The organism is Aquaticitalea lipolytica (assembly GCF_014641635.1).
Lineage (GTDB): Bacteria > Bacteroidota > Bacteroidia > Flavobacteriales > Flavobacteriaceae > Aquaticitalea > Aquaticitalea lipolytica.
Map to the genome: position 1 here is coordinate 1 of NZ_BMIC01000006.1, position 21655 is coordinate 21655.

A 21655-nucleotide genomic window follows, 5' to 3' on the forward strand; every position below is an offset into this window, starting at 1 on the left:
TCCTGGTGATTTTACTTTTTATAAAGGAAATTTAATTTTCCCAAGTGGTAATAGAATTAAAAGCTTTGATTTTAATAATTTTTCTACAGCAGATATATTTTGTTTAGATTCTTCGAATATTTTAAATTGGGGAATTTCTAATTTATATACAGATTGTAATACTAATAGAGTGCTTATTTCTAATTCAAATAACGAAATAAGGGAATTAGATATTGAGAATGAAACTAGTGTTATATTGAATATTGATATTACAAATTTGGATGGTATAATTTATGGAATGGCTACAAGTAATGAATATTTAGCTTCAAATTGCAACTTTCAATTAGTAAATGCGTCGTGCACTCTCTCTATTGAAGAATTTAACTGGCTTAATTACAACATAATATATCCAAACCCCACAAAAGATATTATATATCTTAAAAGTAATATTAATAAGATAGAAATTTTTGATTTTTTTGGTAGAAAAATTATTGAGTTTAACTCGCCAAATGGTCAAATTGATTTAAGCGAGTTAAAAGATAGTATTTATCTATTAAGATTATATACAGATTTTGGTATTAAAACTGAAAAGTTAGTAAAAGAATAAAACCTTTAAAGTAAATAGAAAATTATTTTTAGTAAACGCTATTTTCTTTGTGAATAATAATAGTTATGAATTGTAGTGTGTTAAAAACTAATATTTTAACAATAATGACGCTGTTTTTTTCTTAACTTAACGTATTGTTTTTTCACTTCAAAAAAATATAAACAGATGAAAACAAATTACAGTTATAAAAGCTCAATATATATCCTCTTTTTATTCGTTTTTTTAAGCTCATCAACGTATAGCTTTGGCTTTTATCAAGATACATATAAAGAATTTAGAGGTGTTGTTGTAGATCGTGATTCAAAAGACCGATTAGCTTTTGCAACACTTTTTGTAAACGATACTCAAATAAGTACAATTACCAATACAGAAGGTGAATTTTTACTTAAAGTTCCGAATGAATTTCTAAACCGAAAAATAAGCATCTCCTTTTTGGGTTATCTTACTAAAGAAATTCCGTTGTCTGATTTAAATGGAGAAGACATTCAAATACTTTTAGACTTATCAGTTACTGAACTTTCTGAAGTAAGCATTGTTGCTCCAAAGGATGCACTTACATTAGTAAAAGCTGCTTTAGACAAAAAAGGCAATGAAAATTATTATAATGAAGAAAGCACAATGATTGCTTTTTACAGAGAAACTATAAAGAAACGTCGTAAAGACGCTTCGTTATCTGAAGCTGTTGTAGAAATTTACAAACAACCATATAAGTCTAATAAAATTGATGCCATTAAACTTATTAAAGCACGAAAAAGCACCAATTATAACCGATTAGACACGTTAGCCTTAAAACTGCAAGGAGGTCCTTTTACAACATTATATGCCGATTTTTTAAAGTATCCTGAATTTATTTTCACAGATACAAACCTTTCGGAATACGACTTTAGCTTTGATAAGTCTACCGAAATTAATAACAAAATGATTTATGTTGTAAGGTTTAAACAAAAACCAAACATTACCTATCCTTTGTATTATGGAAAACTTTATATTGATGCTGAAACTTTTGCTTTAACAAGTGCTATTTATAACCTAAATGTTGAAGATAAAGAACTAGCGTCACAAATGTTTGTTAGACGTAAACCAAAAAAAGCAACAGTTTACCCAACACAAGCAGCTTACAGAGTAGATTACCGAACTAAAAACGGTAAATGGTATTATGGTTATAGCAACATACAATTGGTGTTTAAAGTCGATTGGCAAGGTAGATTATTTAATAGTGTATATAGTTTAAATAGCGAAATGGCTATAACAGATTTAAGCAAAGATTTTAAAGATAAACCAAGACCAAGCGAAAGTCTACGACCAACAATTATTTTAAGCGATGAAGCTTCAGGATTTTCCGATCCAGATTTTTGGGGAGAATACAACATTATAGAACCCGAAAAATCTATAGAATCTGCAATACAAAAAATTAATAAGCAATTAAAAAAATCGTAATACAACAACGATAACATTTTCTAAAGGCTCTAATTTTTTTAGAGCCTTTTATTTTAAACAGAATCTTATCTTTACAAAAAACACATTATGCTAGGTTTAAAATTAGAAACAGATCCACGTTGGGTAACAATAGTAGAGTCTAATATTGAAGAAATTTTAACAGACCATGCTTGGTGTGAACAAAAAGCAGCTACAAATGCGATAACTATTATTACACTCAACTCTGAGCATGAAGATTTGGTAACCGATTTATTGGCATTAGCAAAAGAAGAGCTCGAGCATTTTCAAATGGTACACGAGATTATAAAAAAACGAGGTTACAAACTAGGTAGAGAGCGTAAAGATAGTTATGTAAACGAGCTTTATAAGTTTATGAATAAAGGCGGAACACGAGTGCAATGTATGGTAGATAGGCTTTTGTTTTCTGCAATGATAGAAGCCAGAAGTTGCGAGCGTTTTAAACTATTATCTGAACGTATAAACGATGAAGAACTCTCAAAATTTTATCGTGATTTAATGATTAGTGAAGCAGGGCATTACACCACATTTATAGGCTTTGCTCGTAAATATGGGCAAGATGTAGATGTTGAAAAACGCTGGAAAGAACTCATTGCTTTTGAAGGCGAACTCATTAAAAAATATGGAAAAACAGAAACCATACATGGTTAATAATTAGCTATTTGGCTTTTTCATTAAAAATACCGAACTTCGTAAAGCTCCAAATTTAAATATTAAAACTAAATATTTAAATTATGAGATCTTTAAAAAATTATATTAGAAAAGTAATCCCTAGCCTATTATTCGTTTACATTTTACCTTTATTCTTTATAATACAATCTTGTAAAACTGATAAAGAACAAACAAAAACTAAGATTATTGAAGTGAAAAATGAAAACGTTATTGAAATAATAACTGAGAATATGGATTTTCAGATGCCTGATACAATTCCTTCTGGATGGAACACATTTCGTTACAAAAACTTATCACCTCAAACTCATTTTTTCCTTATAGATAAATATCCTGAAGGAAAAACATCAAAAGATGCTGAAGAACTAGTAGCACCTGTATTTGAAAGTGCTATGAAATTAATTACTAAAGGGGAAACTGAAAAAGGTTATGCAGAGTTCGCTAATCTTCCTGAGTGGTTTAATGAAGTAGTATTTGTAGGGGGTTCAGGGCTACTATCACCTAATCAAGTGGGAGAAACTACACTTAATTTAAAACCTGGCAAATATGTGATTGAATGCTATGTAAAAATGAGCAATGGAATGTTTCATACTTCAATGGGAATGACTAAGGATATTGTTGTAACAACAACTGATTCAGGAAATAAAGCTCTAAAATCTGATATAGATATTACCATTTCAAGTACTGATGGAATTGTATTTAATGACTCTATAACTTCTGGGAAGCACATTTTTTCTGTCTATTATAAAGATCAAACAGTACATGAAAATTTTGTTGGTCATGATATAAATCTTGTTAAACTAGATGAAAATGCAAATTTAAAAGACTTAGAGAGTTGGATGAATTGGGCTAATCCAAAAGGATTAATTGAACCAGCTCCTCTTTACATCACTTTTTTAGGTGGAGTTAACGATTTGCCAGAAGGAGACATTGGCTATTTTTCTGTGAATCTTGAAATAGGTAATTATGTGTTAATTTCTGAAGTACCAAATTCATTAAGTAAAAATATGCTAAAAACCTTTGTTGTATCACAATAGTCTATTTGAAAAATAATTAGTTAAAACTAAAGCTGTATGATTATTAGTTTTGATTAAAAACTATTTCACAACCTCAGCATACAAATCAAAATCTGCAGCTTCTGTAATTTTTACAGTTGTAAATTCGCCTGTTTTTAAATAGCATTTTGTAGCATCAATAAGTACTTCGTTATCCACATCTGGTGAGTCAAACTCTGTACGTCCAACAAAATAATTACCTTCTTTTCGGTCGATAACCACTTTAAATTCTTGACCTATTTTAGTTTGGTTGAGTTCCCAAGAAATTTGAGATTGTATTTCCATAATCTCATTGGCACGTTCTTGTTTTACATCTTCTGGCACATCATCTTCTAAATTGTAAGCATGTGTGTTTTCTTCATGGCTATACGTAAAGCAACCTAAACGCTCAAAACGCATCTCTTTAACCCATTCTTTAAGGGTTTGGTAATCTTCTTCAGTTTCTCCAGGATAACCAACAATAAGCGTGGTACGAATGGTCATATTTGGTACTGCTTTTCTAAACTCTTTAAGCAGTTTTGTGGTTTTCTCTTTGGTAGTACCACGACGCATACTTTTAAGAATACTATCAGAAATATGTTGTAACGGAATATCTAAATAATTACAGATTTTTGGCTCTCTGTTCATCACATCTAATACATCCATTGGAAAACCTGTTGGAAATGCATAATGCAAACGTATCCACTCAATACCATCAACTTTTACAAGCGCTTCAAGTAATTCGGCTAGATTGCGTTTTTTGTATAAATCAAGACCATAATAGGTTAAATCTTGAGCAATTAAAATCAATTCTTTTACACCTTTAGCAGCTAATTTTTCAGCTTCAATAACAATCTCTTCAATAGGTGTCGATTTGTGTTTTCCGCGCATTAAAGGAATAGCACAAAAACTACAAGGTCTGTCGCAACCTTCAGCAATTTTAAGATATGCGTAATTTTTTGGTGTTGTTGTTAAACGTTCACCTATTAATTCGTGTTTATAATCTGCTCCTAAAGCTTTTAATAATAAAGGCAACTCTGTAGTACCAAAATACTCATCAACATTAGGAATTTCTTTCTGTAAATCTGGTTTGTAACGTTCACTTAAACATCCTGTTACAAAAACTTTATCAACTTCACCATCTTCCTTTTTTTGCATAAACTCTAAAATGGTATTCACACTCTCTTCTTTGGCATTATTTATAAAACCACAGGTGTTAATTACCACAATATTTCCTTCTTCCTCATGCACAACATCTTTGCCACTGGCTTTAAGTTGTCCCATAAGTACTTCACTATCATACACATTTTTGCTACATCCTAATGTAACAACATTAATTTTATTCTTTTTTAGAGATTTTGTTCTCATTTCAAAAATTTTAGTGTGCAAAGATACAACATCTTTAAACCTTTTATATATTTAACAGTCTTAAATAAAAACTACTCATGAAAACTTCATACCTACTTTATGCTGTTTTACTTATTTTTTTGACGAGTTGCTCCTCTTCAGACACACCAACTGATACTGACCCAACTCCTGAAGCGACTTACTTTCCGCCTCTTAATTCTGAAACTTGGGAAACCGTTTCTCCTTCTGATTTAGGATGGAATCAAAGCCAATTACAGCCACTTTTAGATTATTTAGCGCTTAAAAACACTAAAGGATTTATCATATTACACAACGGAAAAATTGTTGTTGAAAGCTATATGAATGGTCACTCATCAACATCACCTTGGTATTGGGCAAGTGCAGGAAAAACATTAACAACAGCTGTATCTGGAATAGCACAAGATGAAGGATTGATTAATATTAACAGTAAAGTTTCTGACTATTTAGGAACTGGTTGGACAAGTGCTCCTTTAACAAAAGAGAATTTAATTACTTGCAAAAACTTACTCTCGATGAATTCTGGTTTAGATGATACGTTAGGTGACGATGTATCGCCTGCTAACCTACAATATGTAGCTGATGCAGGAACGCGTTGGGCTTACCATAATGTATATGTAAAAATGCAAGATGTCGTTGCACAAACTAGCAATCAAACTTGGAGTACGTATTTTAATACCAAGTTAAGAGATAGAATTGGTATGAGTGGCAGTTGGATTCCTGTAGGAGATTTAAGTGTGTATTGGAGTAATACTCGTAGTATGGCTCGTTTTGGATTGATGATTTATGCCAAAGGGAAATGGGAAAACACTCAAATAGTTCCTGAAGCGTTTTTAAATGAGGCAACAAATACTTCACAGAGTATTAATCTTGCTTATGGTTATTTGTGGTGGTTAAATGGGAAATCGACTTTTCATTTACCACAAACACAATTTGAATTTAGTGGAAGTCTTATTCCTAATGCACCAAATGATATGTATGCTGCTTTAGGTAAAAACGACCAAAAAATTTATGTGGTTCCTAGTAAGAAATTAGTTGTTATACGAATGGGTGAAGTAGCTAACCCAGAAAACCCAACATTTGGATTATCTGGATTTGATGATGAATTATGGCAAAAAATTAATGCCTTAACTAATTAGTTATAGTTTTTTGGTGCAACTCTCTTTTTTGTAGCTTGCTCATAATCATAAGCCCAACCTAACAATTCCATTTCAGAGAGAGGCTCACTTATAAACGTTAATCCTCTTGGAGCGCCTTTTTCATTATAACCCATTGGTACAGTAATAGCAGGATATTCTGCCACTGCAGCAAAGCCTGCGTGATAATTATTTATAGATAAGAAACCATCTAAATTGTGTGCTTTTGTTGGTGTATCAAAAAACAGTTTTCCGTTAGTTTTTAAGGTGTTTTTTATAGCGTCAAACTCTTCATCTGTAGCATTATCAGCTACAATACCTTCAAAAAGTTTTTGTCCATAAGGCATTGTGTTTATTGAATCTTTTTTGTTAAACTCAATCACATCTTGCACAGATTTTACCATTAAAGATTTATCGGCTGAAGCAGATAAATACACTGGCAAATCATTTTTCATATCTAAATTAAGTAGTCTTAAAAAATCAGGAAGCTCTACTTTTTCTTCTTCAATTTCAACAATAATTGCGCCTTTTAATTTTAAGTCTTCAATTGCTCTAACATATAGAGAATCTTCCATTAAACGTTTGAAAGTTCCAAAGCGTTTGCCTTTAACACTAAAATCTTTAAACCCTTCATCAAAAGCAAGACTTCTTTTAAGCTGTATAGATTTAAAATCGTTTGCATCATAACCAAACATAGCTTCTAACATAATAGCATTGTCAGTTACATTTTTAGTCATTGGTCCTGGAGTATCTAAAGTTGAAGAAATTGGCACAATACCACTTCTACTTAACAAACCAATAGTTGGTTTTAGTCCTACAATTGAGTTTTGACTCGAAGGTGATAAAATAGAACCTGACGTTTCGCTACCAACAGCTGCCACACAAAAGTTTGAAGATACTGCTACTCCACTACCAGAACTCGAACCTCCTGTATCAATAATTTTACGACCATAAGGGTTTAAGGTTTGGCCACCAATAGCACTATAACCACTTGGGCAATCACCACAGAAAAAATAAGCCCATTCGCTTAAATTAGCTTTCCCTAAAATGACTGCTCCTCTATCTTTTAATCGTTGAACAATAAACGCATCGTCCGTTTTGTTATCCTTTAATGCAACAGCTCCTGCAGTAGTTGACATTGCTGACGTATTGATGTTGTCTTTTAGTAAAATTGGCATTCCGAAGATGTGATGCTTAAGCATTTTATTTTTTAAATCGATATCTTTTTGTTTTGCCTCCTCTATAACATTAGGATTTAAGGCAATAACAGAGTTTAATGATAAATCGTTTTCTCTATCAAATTTTCTGATACGATAGAGATAGAATTTAGTTAAATTCTCATACGATAATTTACCATCTCGTATATGCTTTTGAAGTGTTGGAATATCTTGTTCTAAAATAAGGGGTTTTAAATTTTCATAGGTGCTTTCAGTAAAACTTTCTAAAGCTGTATTGAAAGGCATCCATAAATCAGATGAATTGATGTGCTTTGAATCTAAAACCTTAAATTCTCTGAAGTCTTTAGTAGATATAGCACTAATATCTGTTGACGATTTTTTGTCGTCCTCTGTTTTAGATTCAGAGTTTTTACAGGAAAAAATTAAGAGAAAAGTGAAAATAAATAGAAATGACTTCATGATTAATATTTTTATTAAAAATACTAAAAATAGAACACTTATATAGTATTGTGTTAGCTTCTCGATACAATTTTTAAACACTAGCGTTTTAAAAACCAATCGAAGTGACGAAGTTTTACTTGAAGAATGAATCTACAAATTCAAATTTATTAAAAACCTGAAGGTCGTCAATACCTTCACCTACTCCAATATATTTTACAGGAATTTGAAATTGATCAGAAATACCAATCACCACACCACCTTTTGCTGTTCCGTCTAGTTTTGTTACAGCCAAAGAAGTGACTTCAGTAGCAGCTGTAAACTGTTTTGCTTGCTCAAAAGCGTTCTGACCAGTTGAACCATCTAAAACTAGTAACACATCGTGAGGCGCATCGTCTACAACTTTTTGCATAACGCGTTTTACTTTAGTTAACTCGTTCATTAAATTAACTTTATTGTGCAAACGACCAGCAGTATCAATAATAACCACATCAGCATCTTGAGTAACAGCACTTTTTAAGGTATCAAAAGCTACAGAAGCAGGATCGCTTCCCATGTCTTGTCGTACCATTGGTACATCTACTCTATCAGCCCAAACTTGTAATTGGTCTATCGCTGCAGCTCTAAAAGTATCTGCTGCACCTAAAACAACTTTTAAGCCTTGCTTTTTAAATTGTGATGCTAATTTACCAATGGTTGTTGTTTTACCAACACCATTAACACCAACAACCATTATTACATATGGTTTTTTATCTTTTGGAATTGTAAACTCGGTAGCATTACCACTATCAATTTCTGATAATAATCCTGCTATTTCTTCGCGAAGAATTTGATTTAACTCAGATGTTCCAAGGTATTTGTCTTTAGCAACACGCTCTTCAATACGCTTAATAACTTTTAATGTTGTATTAACACCAACATCACTAGATACAAGTATTTCTTCAAGATTATCAAGAACCTCATCATCAACTTTAGACTTTCCAGCTACAGCTTTATTAAGCTTTGTAAAGAAAGTTGTTTTAGATTTCTCTAACCCTTTATCTAATGTTTCTTTTTTTTCTGAAGAAAATATTTTTTTAAAAAAACTCATGGTATTACTAATTTGTGAAGCTAAATCAACAATTAAGCCTAATTATAAAGTCTGCTAATTTGTCACTTTTCGGCTCAAATATAGCCATAAAAAAACTGCTTTCAAATGAAAGCAGTTGTAAAAAAATATATAGATTATATTTAGTTTTTCTTTAAAAACTCGTCCACAAACTCTGGTGCCATTACTGACTCAACAAACATGTAAGCGCCTGTTTTTGGAGATTTAACCATTTTTATAGCTTTGGTTAATCTTTTAGATCCTGTTTGTAACGATGCTACTGATTTCTTTGCCATGACTTAATTATTTTATCTCTTTATGAACTGTCATACGCTTAAGGATAGGATTAAATTTTTTAATCTCCATTCTGTCTGGCGTATTCTTTTTATTCTTTGTTGTAATGTAACGAGAAGTTCCTGGTTGTCCAGATTCTTTATGCTCAGTACATTCTAATATTACTTGTATTCTATTACCTTTCTTTGCCATTTTACGTGTCTTTAACGCGTTATGCTATTATTTATATAATCCTTTAGCCTTAGCTTCTTTTAACGCAGCAGTAATACCAATTTTATTGATAGTTTTTAACGTTGAAGTTGCTATTTTTAAAGTTACCCATTTATCTTCTTCAGGAATATAAAAACGTTTTTTGATTAAATTCGCATCAAATTTACGTTTTGTTTTATTCATAGCGTGAGAAACATTGTTTCCAACCATCGCTTTTTTTCCAGTAAGTTCACAAACTCTTGACATTCTTTCTAACTTTAATTTATGTTGTTTAAAACAGTTTGCAAATTTAGTAAAACTTTATAATACCAGCAAACTAAAATTATCACTTTTTTAAAATTTCTTTTTGAAGCATTTCAAAAGCCTTGTTTACGGCTTTATTTATTACTTTAATTCGATGGTTTCCAAAATTAAAAACTTCGGAATAAACTTTGGTTTTTGTAGCAATAGCAATATATACAGTTCCTACCTCAGCATCTGCATCGCCTTTTGTTGGCCCTGCATTTCCTGTTGTTGCAATAGCATAATCGACATTAAATAGTTTTAAAACTGATGTTGCCATAGCCTCTGCAACCTGGCTACTAACAACTGAAAACTTATTAATTAGTGCTTCATCGACTTTTAAAACGTCAATTTTAGCTTCGGTAGCATAACTCACTACGCTACCTTTAAAATAATGTGATGCTCCAGTATTTGCAGTAATAGACTCTGCAATTTTTCCTCCAGTACAACTTTCGGCAGTAGCAATAGTTTTATTTAATCGTATTAATTGTTTACCTATTATTGCTTCAATAGATTCGTCTTCTTCAAAACCAACAAAAATGTCTTTAATTTGTGGCAACAATAAAGCAACTTGCTTTTCGATTTCAGCTTCTATCAAAGTTTTATCTGATGCTTTTGCCGTTAATCGTAATCTTACTTTTCCAAGACTTGGCAAATAGGCTAACTTTATAAATGATGGTAAATTATCTTCCCAGTCTTCAATTCTTGCAGCTAAGTTACTCTCGCCTAAACCATAGGTTAATATGGTTTTATGTTGTATAAATGGAAACTTGAATGCTTGTTGAAGTTTTGGAATAACTTCATTTTCTATCAATCCTTTCATCTCGTAAGGAACGCCTGGTAGTGAAATAAATACTTTTCTACCTTTTTCAATCCACATTCCTGGTGCACTTCCAAAAGTATTCATAAGCACTTTTGCTTTTGAAGGCACTAACGCTTGATCTAAATTAACCTGAGAAGGGACTTGATTGAAATTTTTCCATAGCAACTTGATATTTTCAGTAACATCATTATTTCTAACTAACGTGTCACTGAAATATTCAGCTATGGTTTTTTTGGTAATATCGTCTTTTGTTGGACCTAATCCACCTGTAACAATAATAATATCTGCATTGTCTTCTGCCTCTTTTAATGATTTGATAATATGCTCTTTATCATCTTGAACAGAAGTAATTTGATAAACAGATACACCTATTTTATTTAGTTGCTGTGCAATAAAAGCAGAGTTTGTATCTACAATTTGACCGATAAGAATTTCATCACCAATGGTAATTATTTCTGCTTGCATTAGATATCGAAATCATTTTTAATTTCTTCGGATGCATTCTCTACAGCTTTTAAAACCAATTCTAATTGTTTTGTAACATCAGTATTTTCATTGTTTTCAAATTTCCCCCAATCTTGAACGACTATTAAATCTTCCAATACACCAAGTTCAAATAAATCGATAGTTGGTTTCATTTTATGAGCTGCCTGATAAGTTGTGTAGTAATCGTTTTGAGCAACAGCATTTTTTAATCTCTCAGCATCTTCTGGCACTTCTTCTAAAAAAGCTTGAGCTAAAGCAACAACGAAATCTTCGTCGCCTCCAGCTAGTTCACGTACTCTAAATAATTTATAGTGTTTTTCCATTTATTTTATTGTTATTTTAAACACCTCTTGGTTTTCTATACTACCAATAAGTATATCGTTAGGTTCTACTCTACCAACTCCAGATGGTGTTCCTGTAAATATAATATCTCCTATCTTTAAAGTAAAATATTTTGATATATATTCGATAAGTTCATCAATTTTCCAAAGCATCAGCTTTGTATTGCCTTGTTGAACCAAAGTATTATTTTTTTGTAATGAGAAATTAATATCGTTTAAATTTTTGAAATTTGTTTTTGGCAGCCAATTACCAATTACAGCTGAACCATCAAAGGCTTTTGCTTTTTCCCAAGGTAATCCTTTGGCTTTCAACTCACTTTGCAAATCGCGTGCCGTAAAATCTATTCCTAATCCAATTTCATCGTAATATTTGTGAGCAAATTTTTTATCGATGTATTTACCAACTTTATTGATTTTAACCAAAATCTCAACTTCATGATGTATGTCGTTAGAAAAATCTGGAATAAAGAATGGTTGCTTTTTTAGCAAAATAGCAGTGTCTGGCTTTAAAAATACAACAGGATCTGTTGGCCTCTCGTTATCGAGTTCCTTTATATGATCTGTATAATTACGTCCTATGCAAATGAGTTTCATACTAATCTAATTTATTATTAAACGCTCTTAACTTTATAGCTGTTAGTACTTTTTTAGTATATAATGGGAAATCGGCATTTAGCAACCAGCCAAAGTAACCTGGCTCATCATTTAATACGTCTTCAACTCGTTTACCTTTATGTTTTCCGAATGAGAAACACTCTTCGCCTTTTTTATTATAAGTAATAAAACCAGCGAAATCAGCAAATTTTTTGCGCGAACTAAACTCTGCTAAAAACTTTGTGTCGTTTTCTAATTCATCATATTTTGCTAATTGCGCTTTTAAGACTTCAAAAGTAGCATTGGTGTCTGCTTCAGCACTATGTGCATCGTCTAAATTTTTATCGCAATAAAACTTATAAGCTGCTGACAATGTGCGTTGTTCCATTTTATGAAAAATAGTTTGCACATCTATAGATACTCTATTCTTCATATCGAAATCAACTTCAGCACGAAGCATTTCTTCTGCTAATAATGGAATATCGAATCTATCAGAATTAAAACCACCTAAATCGGAATCTTTAATAAGGTTATAAATATCTTTTGCAAGCTCTTTAAATGTAGGTTTATCTGCAACATCTGCATCAGAAATACCATGAATTGCTGTAACCTCTTTAGGGATTGGAATTGTTGGATTTACTAACCATGTATTGCGTTCTTCCTTGCCATCTGGATGTACTTTTAATATAGAGATTTCGACAATCCTGTCGTTAGTGATGTTTATACCAGTAGTTTCTAAATCAAAAAAACAAATGGGTTTAGTAAGGTTGAGATTCATTTATGCTATTTTACACAAAGGTAAATAGAATAAACAAAAAAGAACACTAGCTTTTTAAAAACCTATTGCCTTTATAAAAAAAATAGTCGACCTTCGTTTAACGTTTGATATAAAATATTAAAACAATTTCATATCACTATAGTTGTAAGTAATTTAACCTAAAAATGGATATAATCAACAAAACCAAAATTATTGTCCTGATAATATTTTCTCTTTCATTTCAATCGACATTAAGTCAAACAGATAAGGAAATGTATGAAATAGTTTCAGTTGTGGTGAATTATAATAATCCCGAATTGCCAATTGTTGACACTTTAAACCCAATTTCAATAAGGAGTAACTTCTTAATGAAACAAATCACAGAAAAAGTCACTCTAAACAGGAAACAGAAAAAGATTTTGAAAGGAAAGGTCGACAATAGTGGTGGATTAATTATTGACAAGACGAAACTTCCCAACTTTAAATTTTATCTGCATAGTGAAATCTCAAATATTTTTCAAAATTTGAGTGCTGATTCTGAAGCGATAAATCTATTAAATGAAAAAAAACCGTTTTATGTTTTTAGTAAACCAGTAATATTTCTTGAAATTAATATAGCATTTATTAATATGGACTTAATAGGTGGATTTGGAGCAATTTATATTCTTGAAAAAAAGAATGACAAGTGGATAATTAAAGATAGTATTGGGAAATGGTATTCATAATAAACTACGTACAACATTGGCTAGAGTTCATTGCGGCGGAATTCCTAAAAGTTTATATGGGCAACTTTACTATCTTTAAGTTTGGTGGAAAAGTCCTACGGACTATTTCCGCAACGAAACCATAGCCCTACCGTTAAACGAATCTTCAAAATATTACATAAAAAAAGCACAATTTTAAAATTGTGCTTCATGTTTTATTAGATTCCTGTCTACGCAGGAAGGGCAGCTATATCTCTCTGTTACTATCCCAAGCTTCTAAGTAATCTTTTACAGCTTTAACAAATTGTCCTCCAAGTGCACCATTTACTACTCTATGGTCGTAAGAATGCGATAAGAACATTCTGTAACGTATACCAATAAAATCGCCTTCTGGAGTTTCAACAACTGCTGGCACTTTTCTAATTGCGCCAAGAGCTAAAATACCAACTTGTGGCTGATTAATAATTGGAGTTCCCATAATACTACCAAAAGTACCAACATTAGTTACTGTATATGTTCCGCCTTGAATATCATCAGGTTTTAATTGGTTTAAACGCGCTCTGTTAGCAAGATCGTTTACTTTTTTAGTCATACCAACCAAGTTTAATTGGTCTGCATCTTTAATAACTGGAACAATTAAATTTCCATCTGCAAGAGCAGCTGCCATTCCTAAATTGATATGTTTCTTCTTAATTATTGAATCGCCTTGAACTGAAATATTCATCATAGGAAACTGCTTGATTGCTTTTGCAACCGCTTCCATAAATATTGGTGTAAACGTTAAGTTTTCTCCTTCGCGTTTTAAGAATTCATCTTTAACTTTATTTCTCCAGTTCCATATTTTAGTAACATCTGCTTCAATAAAACTTTGAACATGTGCCGAAGTTTGAACAGACTCTACCATGTGATGAGCAATTAATTTACCCATTCTAGACATTTCAATAATTTCGTCATCACCACTTGCAACAACTGGAGCTGCTTTAGTTTGCTCGGCTCCATTAGATTGTACTGTTGCAACTTTTGGAGCTTCAGTTTTTGGAGCTGCTACTTGTTGTTGAGCAGGTTTTGAGCTTCTATTATCTATATAAGCAAGAATATCATTTTTAGTAACACGTCCTTCTTTTCCTGTTCCTGGAAGTGTATCTAATTCTGCTTGAGTAATTCCTTCTTGCTTAGCAATATTTCTTACTAATGGTGAGTAAAATCGATCTTCTGATGATACTACAGTAGCAACTGATGTTTTTGCAGCTTCAACCGTTTGGGCAACTTGAGCTACTGAAGCACTTTCTGCAACAGCTTCTTGTTTTACTGCTTCAGCTTTTGGAGCAGATGTATCTACTGATGCTTTTGCATCGGTCTCTATAATTGCAATTGTTTGTCCAACTTGAACAACATCATCTACATTAAAAAGCATTTCAACTAAAACACCTTCTACTTCACTTGGCACTTCACTATCTACCTTATCTGTTGCAATTTCTAACACTGCTTCATCAGCTTCAATAGTGTCACCAACATTTTTTAACCATGATGTAATTGTTGCTTCTGCTACACTTTCTCCCATTTTAGGAAGTTTCAGTTCAAACTTTGCCATATTCTTATTGTAATGCTAAATTTTGTATTTGCTGTTGCAAAATTAGTGAAAAATGATGTAATACATTATAAAATGCTCACAATTTAAAAGTCTAAAAATAACCTTTTTGAAGTTAAATTATTTAAACCCTTAAGGTTTCAAACTCAATAGAATTGCTTTTAAGTTGTGATTCTAATTCTTTATTTGAGTTAATAATTATGTTCTTGTTAGATATTTTCATTAACGGTAAATCATCAATATGGTCAGTAATAAAAGTATCTATTTCAGTAAACTTATTACGTTTTAAAATGTGCATAACATTTATCTTCTTTGTTTCTCTAATGTTTTCAGAAAAATTGTGAAAATCTGCTTTTGGAAAGTCTGTTGCCGAACAAAAATGAAAATTATTTTCTCTTGAAATTATTTCAGCGTAACACAAAGGAGCTGCTGTGGCTAGGATTTTGGTATCATAATTACTGTTGCTAACCTCAGGAATTGTGTTTTTATATTTTGATATTTTATGAGCAAATTCTGAATAGTCAATATTTTGCTTGTCTTTGATATAACTTAGGATATAATATTTCATTTTAGAATGAGATATTAATCTGGCAATACGGAATTTAATAATCGTAACAATTTTTACCAGTAGAAATAATTCAAAATTTTTAATACAATGAATCAATAAAAACTTTAAAAAATGATGGAATGTATTTATTGAATATAAAGTACCATCTAAATCAACTACTAAAACTTTATGCTTCAAAATATTAATTTTTAAAATCTAGCGACCAAGGAAATCTCACTAGTATGTTTTTATAAAGATAGAAATCTGGTTTAATAATCGATTCGTTTAATGTCCAAGAAATAACTGCTATTTTAATTTTAGCCTTTGGAAATCGCCTTTTAATGTTTTCATTTACCACAAACATTGTTTTGCCAGAGTCAATTGCATCATCAATAATTAATATGGATTTAACTTCTTCTAATTGAGGAAAATTTAAATCTATATCTTGTTTTGCTAAATTATTTAAATCTAAAGATTGGATTGATTTTTTAACTTTATTAGATTCGATATGCCTTAGTTTATTCAGAATTGAATATGGCAACATTTTTAGAAGTGGAACAAAAAGCCTTTTATTTTTTTTTGATGTATTAGCCTTTTTAAGTTTAACAAATCCAAAAACATTTGCTTCAGTTTTTTTAGATGCTTTAATAGAGTCTAGCATAATCCCTCCACCTTGAAGAATTCCAATAACCATATCAGGATTAAAGTCAATTTTTTCGATTAACTCAATACATTTTTTATTAAAATGCTCCTCATTTAAAGTTATTACCTCCATTAAATAAAAACTATTTTTATGATTTTAAAGAAGACTCAAATGGTATTCTGTTCATAATACTTCTACCAAGTGTTACCTCATCTGTATATTCTAATTCATTGCCAACAGAAATACCTCTTGCAATAGTTGATGTTACTATATCACAATCTTGTATTTGTTTGAAGATATAAAAATTTGTTGTATCTCCTTCCATTGTTGAACTTAATGCGAATATAAGTTCCTTTATTTCGCCTTGTTTAACTTTATCTACTAAACTAGTTATATTTAAATCGTTTGGACCAACACCATCCATAGGAGAAATTTTACCTCCTAAAACATGATACAAACCTCTAAAAGAGCTTGTGTTTTCGATTGCCATTACATCTCTTACGTCTTCAACCACGCAAATAATGTCACTAGTTCTATGTGGATTGGCACATATTTCACAAAGCTGTGTATCACTTATATTATGGCAACTTTTACAAAACTTAATTTCGTTTCGCATATTTTGAAGAGCACTCGCTAATTGCATAGTTTGGTCGTTTGGCTGACGCAATAAATGCAACACCAAGCGTAATGCTGTGCGTTTACCAATTCCTGGTAATTGCGACATTTCGTTAACTGCTTTTTCGAGAAGCTTTGAAGAGAATTCCATATATGCGAAATTACTATATTTTATGAACTATTAATAGAATAAAAAAAGTCCAATACTAAAATTTAAGTATTGGACTTTTAAATTAATTTTTTTTGCGTTACTCAACAATAAGCTTTTTAGTTACTACACCAGTTTCATTATTAATTTTTACAAAATATAATCCTGAAGCATACTGAGATACATCTATCTTAAACGTACTGTTTAAAGTAGCACTTTTTGAATAGTACATTAACTTCCCTAAAGAGTTAAAAATCCTTATTGATACATCTTCATTTTTGCTCCAAGATATATTAACTTCTTTAGCTGCAGGGTTTGGATATAATGAAATATTATCTAGCTCAAATTCCCCAACACTTAAATTAGGATCAAATAAAGGCGATCTCCATAAGCCACGTCCATAGGTTGCAGCATAAATCTTATTTTCAACCGTATTAATTTCCAGCTCACTAATCTGAACATTTGGTAAATTATTACTAAAAGGTTTCCAACTATTACCTGTAGTGTTGTCTATATAATAAACACCATAATTCATTCCTAAATAAAGTCCATCATTCCCATTTGGAGACCAAGCTAAAGCTAATGCACTAAAGTTTGGCAAATCAAATCTGTATGATGTCCAACTTGTTCCTGCATTTGTAGAAACATATACTTTTTGTGTTCCACTAGTAGCAATAGCAATTTTATTATCATCTGTAGGATGCACTGCTATTGAGTTAATTGTCCCGATAAAACCAGTAACTTGACTCCAATTACCACCTGCTCCTCCTAAAAAAGTTCTATATAAATTACTTCCTCTTGCAGCATACATAGTAAAACTAGAAGATGGTGCGATCTTTAAATGATCTAGATTACTTCCAAAGTTTTGAGAAATTGCAGTCCATGAAGCGCCTCCATTTGTAGATTTGTAAACTTGATCATATCCAGAATAGATAACATCTTGTGTATTTGGGTCTTGCTCAAAAGGAGTTATCCAATTTCCTGATTTTCCATCAGGTTCGCTTAAACCAAAATATGAATTACCTCCATTAGTTGACTTATACAATGAACCATTTTGTGATGTTCCATAAAGAATATTATTATTGTTTTTATCAACAAACGACTCCATACCGTCAGCACCTAACCAGTCTCTCCAAGTTCCAGCAGTAGTATACACAGACGTTCCATTATCTTGAGCTCCTCCGCTCACAATAACAGGGCTTGATTGGCTAATTCCAATTTTATAGAATTGTCTAATACCTAGCCCAGCGGTTAAGTCAGTATAATATGAATTATTTACAACTGTTGGATTATTAGCTACATAAATTCCACCATCACTCCCTATATATAGTTTTGAACCTATATATTCCATTATATCAATATCAGCATGGCAATACCCAATGTTTCCCGATGCTGCTCCACCAGGTGTCCATTGAGAAGTTATACTAAAAGATATACCTCCATCAGTTGACCTCCAAGAGTTAATTCCAGCTATATGAACATCATTAACATTTGCAGGATTAACAGCAATATCCATATCTCTAGGAGCCTGACCTCTCCCAACATCTCCTGGATCTTCAGGGTTTGAGCTATAACCAAAATAATTTTTACCTGAATGATTAAGCATTAAAAAAGTACTACCACTATCTGACGATCTATAAAACCCTCCAAAAGCTCCACTATTAGCTTCTAAGACATAAACAACTGAAGGGTCATTATCTGACACTCCAATCATTTTTGGCCCACTATTAAATCCAGAAATGGTTGTAAAAGTAGCTCCTCCGTCTGTAGATTTATAAACCTGACTACCTGATGCATATATTGTGTTTGTATCACCTGGTTTAAACTCAACATCATAACCATTAGTTGCGCCTGAATCAATTAACGACCAAGTTGTACCACTAGTTGTAGATTTATAGATACCACCTCCTTGAACACTACAATACATTTTAGTTGTATTATTTGGATCAATAAGTATTTTATTTACAGTTCCTCCACCAGTTATAGAAATTAAACTCCAGGTTGAACCTGCATCTGTTGATCTAAAAATTGAACCATTAGTTGAACCCCAAAAATAAGTTGAAGAATTTGTTGGGTCAATTGCTAAAGCATATACGTTTAAATTAGAAAGATTATCGGTTAACACTGTCCATGTAGTACCACCATTTGTTGTTTTCCAAACTCCACCAGTATTTGCACCAACTATAATATGATTAATATTAGTTTTATCTACAGCTATTGATGTAATTCTACCAACTCCTGGATTCCAACCTGATGTAGCATTCCATGATGTTGGACCCAATTGCTCCCAATTACCAGTATCGGCAGCTGTAGACCTAGAATTAAAACCATTTTGATTTAAATAGTTATTATAATTCTGAAGTTCGTTATAATAAAACTCAGGTGTTTTCAGCATTCCATTTTCATCCATATTTCTAAGAGCGTTATACTCCCATCTTTTATACGGATTATATCCTTTTCCTCTTTCTGTTCCAACTGTAGCAAAATAAGCTTCAGCTTCAGCTTGAATTTCTTGTACTGTATAAGTTCCAACTTCAATCATTCTTAAATACTCTTGAGACCAAGAGTTTAAAGCAAAAAAGCATAAAACTAAAGTGATGTAAAAATTTCTCATGTAAGATTACTTAATGTTATTATTGTTTATAAAGATTTCAAAAATAGTACTTTTTTAATAGATTAATTACTAAATAATTAGCTTTTAACACCTATCTAATCTATATATGCTTTATGTTTTAATAAAAAAGAATCAGTTTGCAAAAAAGTGCAATACAGATTTTTGAATTGTTATTTTGTATATTTCGACTCTTAATAACAACATATGCAACCTATACACGTCCTACTTTTAATTGCAGTTTATTTTGGAATTTTAATTTTTATCTCATACCTCACAGGTAAAGAAGACAGTAACGATTCTTTTTTTAGAGCAAATAAATCATCTCCTTGGTTTTTAGTAGCCTTTGGGATGATTGGAGCGTCATTAAGTGGCGTCACTTTTATTTCTGTTCCTGGTGATGTGGGTAGCGGAATGTTTGGCTATATGCAAGTTGTTTTTGGCTATTTATTTGGCTATTTTGTTATTGCTTTTGTTTTAATGCCAATCTATTACAAACTTAACGTAACATCAATATATGAATATTTAGGCGATAGGTTTGGTATTGTAAGTCATAAAACAGGAGCATTATTCTTTTTTATATCTAGAGTTCTTGGCTCGGCTTTTAGGCTTTTTTTAGTTGCAAGTGTTTTACATGAATATGTTTTTAAACATTGGGCCTTCCCATTTCCTTTAACTGTTATTATCTCCGTAGCATTAATTTTACTATATACATTTAGAGGTGGTGTAAAAACAGTTGTTTGGACAGATACTATTCAAACTTTATTAATGTTAGTTGCTCTAATTGTAACCATTGTACTTATATATCAACAAATGGGTTGGGGATTAGGAGATTTTATTGGTAGCGATGCTATTAAAAAGTATGACAAAATTTTCTTTTTTGACGATATTCTGGCTAAGAATCATTTCTTAAAACAATTTTTAGGAGGTATGTTTATAGCTATTTGTATGACAGGCTTAGACCAGGATATGATGCAAAAAAACTTAACTTGTAAATCTCTAAAGGATGCCCAAAAAAACATGGTTACCTTTAGTATTGTTTTAGTTTTTGTTAACTTTATATTTTTGCTATTAGGTGCATTATTATTTGTTTTCGCAGAAACAAAAGGAATTAGTGTTCCTGTTATTGATGGTGTTGTTAAAACTGACTTACTTTATCCTGAAATAGCTCTTCACTCAGACTTAGGCTTGTCTGTAGCCATATTCTTTATTTTAGGTTTAATAGCAGCAGCATATTCAAGTGCAGATAGTGCTCTAACTGCATTAACAACATCATTTTGTATTGACTTTTTAAACATTGAAAAACGTCCTGAACACACTCAAAAAAGAACTCGTAAAAAGGTGCATATTGGTATGAGTGTTTTAATGATTTTAGTTATAATCTGCTTTTATTATGTACTAAACCAAAGTGTAATTAGCGGAATTCTTACAGTTGCTGGTTATACTTATGGACCATTATTAGGTTTATTTGCTTTTGGTATTTTAACTAAACACAAAATTAAAGATAAACTTGTACCATATGTTGCAGTAGCTTCGGTACTAATAAGCTATATTCTGGCCAATCTGCCTTCAGAATATTTAGGTGGCTATAAATTTGGATACGAGTTATTAATCTATAATGGTATTATAACTTTTATTGGTTTAGTATTGATTCGTAGACAATAATACTAATGTACAAGATTCTTCAAACTGAATAGATTTTTCACTTAGCAATTTGTAAAATTCAGGATTTTCAGTTCCTGGATTAAAAATAACACGCTTAGGGTTTAACGACATTATATAAGCATAGTATTCTTTTTGATGCTGCGCACTTAAGTACATTGTTACTGTATTAATATTATCATATTGTTCTAATTCAGTATCAATATTTACTCCATTTACTTCTCCTTCTTTTAACCCAAAAGCTACAACTTTATGACTAGCATCTACTAGCCTTACAATTGCTAAGTTAGAATATCGTGAAGGATTTAATGAGGCTCCCATTACCAAAGTTTTCTTCATGTGTTAAAATGTTGTTAAGGTATGTTAAAAAGAGTAACAGAT

Annotated in this window: 23 protein-coding genes; 7 read left to right on the top strand and 16 right to left on the bottom strand. The window is 31.5% G+C overall.

From position 1 onward, the window contains the following. The 4 genes from IEW41_RS11950 to IEW41_RS11965 form a co-directional block, all read left to right on the top strand. Positions 1-586: T9SS type A sorting domain-containing protein (locus tag IEW41_RS11950; protein ID WP_188606607.1), on the top strand; the 586-nt coding region annotated here is incomplete at its 5' end. A gap of 165 nt (positions 587-751) precedes the next feature. Continuing rightward, positions 752-2023 (top strand): carboxypeptidase-like regulatory domain-containing protein, encoded by a 1272-nt coding sequence (locus tag IEW41_RS11955; RefSeq protein ID WP_188606608.1) that lies wholly within the window; start codon positions 752-754, stop codon positions 2021-2023. 87 nt (positions 2024-2110) lie between these two features. Next, positions 2111-2692, top strand: a complete 582-nt coding sequence (locus IEW41_RS11960) for a MiaE family protein (protein ID WP_188606609.1) — start codon at positions 2111-2113, stop codon at positions 2690-2692. Positions 2693-2775: 83 nt separating this feature from the next. Continuing rightward, positions 2776-3747 carry a hypothetical protein gene (locus tag IEW41_RS11965; protein WP_188606610.1) on the top strand — a complete coding sequence of 324 codons (972 nt, stop codon included), beginning with the start codon at positions 2776-2778 and terminating at the stop codon, positions 3745-3747. 60 nt (positions 3748-3807) lie between these two features. Here the strand turns inward: IEW41_RS11965 and rimO are convergent, their stop codons facing one another. Further along, complete coding sequence (gene rimO / locus IEW41_RS11970) at positions 3808-5112, bottom strand: 30S ribosomal protein S12 methylthiotransferase RimO (RefSeq protein WP_188606611.1); 1305 nt, start codon at positions 5110-5112, stop codon at positions 3808-3810. Positions 5113-5189: 77 nt separating this feature from the next. Here rimO and IEW41_RS11975 point away from each other — a divergent pair, with 77 nt between their 5' ends. Then, positions 5190-6269 carry a serine hydrolase domain-containing protein gene (locus IEW41_RS11975; RefSeq protein WP_188606612.1) on the top strand — a complete coding sequence of 360 codons (1080 nt, stop codon included), beginning with the start codon at positions 5190-5192 and terminating at the stop codon, positions 6267-6269. Here the strand turns inward: IEW41_RS11975 and IEW41_RS11980 are convergent. The 9 genes from IEW41_RS11980 to IEW41_RS12020 form a co-directional block, all read right to left on the bottom strand. After that, positions 6266-7903 (bottom strand): amidase family protein, encoded by a 1638-nt coding sequence (locus IEW41_RS11980; protein WP_188606613.1) that lies wholly within the window; start codon positions 7901-7903, stop codon positions 6266-6268. The genes IEW41_RS11975 and IEW41_RS11980 overlap by 4 nt on opposite strands. 115 nt (positions 7904-8018) lie before the next feature. Beyond that, complete coding sequence (ftsY, locus tag IEW41_RS11985) at positions 8019-8972, bottom strand: signal recognition particle-docking protein FtsY (protein WP_188606614.1); 954 nt, start codon at positions 8970-8972, stop codon at positions 8019-8021. Between the two features lie 140 nt (positions 8973-9112). After that, entirely contained in the window at positions 9113-9265 is a 153-nt protein-coding gene (locus tag IEW41_RS11990) for a DUF4295 domain-containing protein (RefSeq protein ID WP_188606615.1), read from the bottom strand. Between the two features lie 7 nt (positions 9266-9272). After that, positions 9273-9455, bottom strand: a complete 183-nt coding sequence (gene rpmG / locus IEW41_RS11995; protein ID WP_007648529.1) for a 50S ribosomal protein L33 — start codon at positions 9453-9455, stop codon at positions 9273-9275. 27 nt (positions 9456-9482) lie between these two features. Then, positions 9483-9719 (bottom strand): 50S ribosomal protein L28, encoded by a 237-nt coding sequence (gene rpmB, locus IEW41_RS12000; RefSeq protein ID WP_188606616.1) that lies wholly within the window; start codon positions 9717-9719, stop codon positions 9483-9485. 79 nt (positions 9720-9798) lie between these two features. Continuing rightward, positions 9799-11043, bottom strand: a complete 1245-nt coding sequence (locus tag IEW41_RS12005; RefSeq protein WP_188606617.1) for a competence/damage-inducible protein A — start codon at positions 11041-11043, stop codon at positions 9799-9801. Continuing rightward, the gene (locus tag IEW41_RS12010) at positions 11043-11387 is read right to left on the bottom strand and encodes an Hpt domain-containing protein (protein WP_188606618.1); all 345 of its coding nucleotides are present in this window, start codon (positions 11385-11387) and stop codon (positions 11043-11045) included. The genes IEW41_RS12005 and IEW41_RS12010 overlap by 1 nt, the downstream gene beginning before the upstream one ends. Further along, positions 11388-11999 carry a fumarylacetoacetate hydrolase family protein gene (locus tag IEW41_RS12015; protein WP_188606619.1) on the bottom strand — a complete coding sequence of 204 codons (612 nt, stop codon included), beginning with the start codon at positions 11997-11999 and terminating at the stop codon, positions 11388-11390. It abuts the gene before it with no gap. 1 nt (position 12000) lies between these two features. Next, positions 12001-12777, bottom strand: a complete 777-nt coding sequence (locus tag IEW41_RS12020; RefSeq protein WP_188606620.1) for a 3'-5' exonuclease — start codon at positions 12775-12777, stop codon at positions 12001-12003. A 251-nt stretch (positions 12778-13028) separates the two neighbouring features. On the opposite strand from IEW41_RS12020, the gene IEW41_RS12025 reads away from it, so the two are divergent. After that, positions 13029-13481, top strand: coding sequence for a hypothetical protein (locus tag IEW41_RS12025; protein WP_188606621.1), 453 nt, complete (start codon positions 13029-13031; stop codon positions 13479-13481). Positions 13482-13707: 226 nt separating this feature from the next. On the opposite strand, the gene IEW41_RS12030 is transcribed toward IEW41_RS12025, so the two are convergent. From IEW41_RS12030 to IEW41_RS12050, 5 genes are all read right to left on the bottom strand, one after another. Beyond that, positions 13708-15051: a dihydrolipoamide acetyltransferase family protein gene (locus IEW41_RS12030; RefSeq protein WP_188606622.1), complete on the bottom strand. Its 1344-nt coding sequence runs from the start codon at positions 15049-15051 to the stop codon at positions 13708-13710. 121 nt (positions 15052-15172) lie between these two features. Further along, positions 15173-15793: an HAD family hydrolase gene (locus IEW41_RS12035; protein WP_188606623.1), complete on the bottom strand. Its 621-nt coding sequence runs from the start codon at positions 15791-15793 to the stop codon at positions 15173-15175. Between the two features lie 4 nt (positions 15794-15797). Beyond that, positions 15798-16370 (bottom strand): phosphoribosyltransferase, encoded by a 573-nt coding sequence (locus IEW41_RS12040; RefSeq protein WP_188606624.1) that lies wholly within the window; start codon positions 16368-16370, stop codon positions 15798-15800. Between the two features lie 16 nt (positions 16371-16386). Continuing rightward, positions 16387-17004, bottom strand: a complete 618-nt coding sequence (gene recR / locus IEW41_RS12045) for a recombination mediator RecR (protein WP_188606625.1) — start codon at positions 17002-17004, stop codon at positions 16387-16389. 97 nt (positions 17005-17101) lie between these two features. Beyond that, complete coding sequence (locus tag IEW41_RS12050; protein WP_188606626.1) at positions 17102-19615, bottom strand: T9SS type A sorting domain-containing protein; 2514 nt, start codon at positions 19613-19615, stop codon at positions 17102-17104. 204 nt (positions 19616-19819) lie between these two features. Here IEW41_RS12050 and IEW41_RS12055 point away from each other — a divergent pair, with 204 nt between their 5' ends. Further along, positions 19820-21277, top strand: coding sequence for a sodium:solute symporter (locus IEW41_RS12055; RefSeq protein ID WP_188606627.1), 1458 nt, complete (start codon positions 19820-19822; stop codon positions 21275-21277). Here the strand turns inward: IEW41_RS12055 and IEW41_RS12060 are convergent. Next, entirely contained in the window at positions 21254-21613 is a 360-nt protein-coding gene (locus IEW41_RS12060) for a CoA-binding protein (RefSeq protein ID WP_188606628.1), read from the bottom strand. The genes IEW41_RS12055 and IEW41_RS12060 overlap by 24 nt on opposite strands. Positions 21614-21655: the final 42 nt, after the last annotated feature.